A 1,592-nucleotide genomic window follows, 5' to 3' on the forward strand; every position below is an offset into this window, starting at 1 on the left:
TTTGGAAAAATACACCAGGAACAGTTTTAGAAGAAGATCAAGCGACAGTAAGAGGTATCCACGAAGATCCAACTGAAAATGGCTTCTTGGATAAGATATCAAAAAACGCTCTAATTGTTGAGCCAGCCATGCAACTTCTTGGCAGCAAAGTCTACATACATCAATTAAAAATTAACTTCAAAGCTGCCTTTAGTGGTGATCTATGGCCGTGGCATCAAGATTATATCTTTTGGCAAAAAGAAGATGGAATGCCAACACCACGAGCGGTAAATGTTGTTATTTTTCTAGAAGAAGTCAACGAATTCAATGGACCGCTTTGTCTTATTCCTGGTTCCCATCAAGAAGGAGTAATTAGCTCTCTCAACCAAATTGAGCAAGATTATGCTGCTTCAGAAGAAGCCAAATGGATATCGAGTTTTCAGTCCAACCTTAAATACACTACCCCAGAACAAACAATTATAAAACTAGTAGAAAAATATGGAATAGAAGCGCCCAAAGGTAAACCGGGAACTGTGTTATTTTTTCATCCTAATTGCGTTCATGGCTCAGCTAATAATATTTCTCCATTTTCGAGAAAAATTGCTATTATTACCTATAATAGTATTGACAATATTCCGATTGCCGTAGAAAATCCGCGTCCTGACTTCTTAGTTGGTCGAGACTATAGAGCAATCAAACCTTTACCAGACCAAGCCTTAATCCTATAAACCATTGAAACAAAGAGTGGGAGCAGAACAAATTAGATTGTTTGAGCAGCGTTAATCTAATGCCTAATTTTGGAGTTGAGAAAGGAATAAACAGGATGACAACAAATAAACACATTGCCCTATGGACTTGCCCGAGAAGTCGTTCAACACTGATGACGAGAGCTTTTGAACAGTTAGATGGTTGTCTAATTTTTGATGAACCATTTTATGCTCCGTACCTGTTGAAACATGGTTTCAATCATCCTCATCGTCAAGAAATTATTGAATCCACTGAAAGCAACTATGAGAAGGTAATTCAACAAATTACCGGAAGTTTACCCAATAGTGCATCGTTTTCATTCCAAAAACACATTGCAAAACATGCTCTCCCGGAATTTTCCAGAGACTGGCTTAAATCTCTTCATAACGTTTTTTTGATTAGAGACCCTAAAGAGATCGTTTTATCTTGGTACAAAGTTTTGGGGAACGTAACATTCCATGATGTCGGTATAGCAGACCTTTACACTATATTTCAAGACGTTAAAGCATTGACAGGAAACTCCCCGCTGGTTATTGAATCAACGGAGTTTGTCAGAAATCCCAAAGATATTCTGAAAAGGTTATGCGCAAACTTGGAGGTAACATTTTCTGAAAAAATGCTGAGTTGGGAACCTGAACTAAAAGATTCAAACTTATCGCTGTCATCCTTTGCCCCAAGTTGGTATTCCACAGTGATGAATTCTAGCGGTTTTCTTCCTTATGAGGAAAAAGCTATCAATATACCTGATGACCTAATGCCTATAGTGGAAGATTGTCTCCCGTTTTATGATAAATTATATCAAGAGGTATAATTTGGCCAAGTTAACTAGCTCTGACAATAACGTGCATCTAGATTTAGGATAAGTA

Annotated in this window: 2 protein-coding genes; both read left to right on the top strand. The window is 37.6% G+C overall.

Translation table 11 applies throughout. The features are described from left to right. On the top strand, nt 1-707 hold a 707-nt coding region (locus F6K53_RS41125; protein ID WP_293086065.1), incomplete at its 5' end, for a phytanoyl-CoA dioxygenase family protein. A 95-nt stretch (nt 708-802) separates the two neighbouring features. Further along, on the top strand, nt 803-1,537 hold the full coding sequence (locus F6K53_RS41130; RefSeq protein WP_293086068.1) for a hypothetical protein: 735 nt from the start codon (nt 803-805) through the stop codon (nt 1,535-1,537). The last annotated feature ends 55 nt before the right edge of the window (nt 1,538-1,592 follow it).

The sequence above is a fragment of the Moorena sp. SIO4A1 genome, assembly GCF_010672065.1.
Classification (GTDB): Bacteria; Cyanobacteriota; Cyanobacteriia; order Cyanobacteriales; family Coleofasciculaceae; genus Moorena.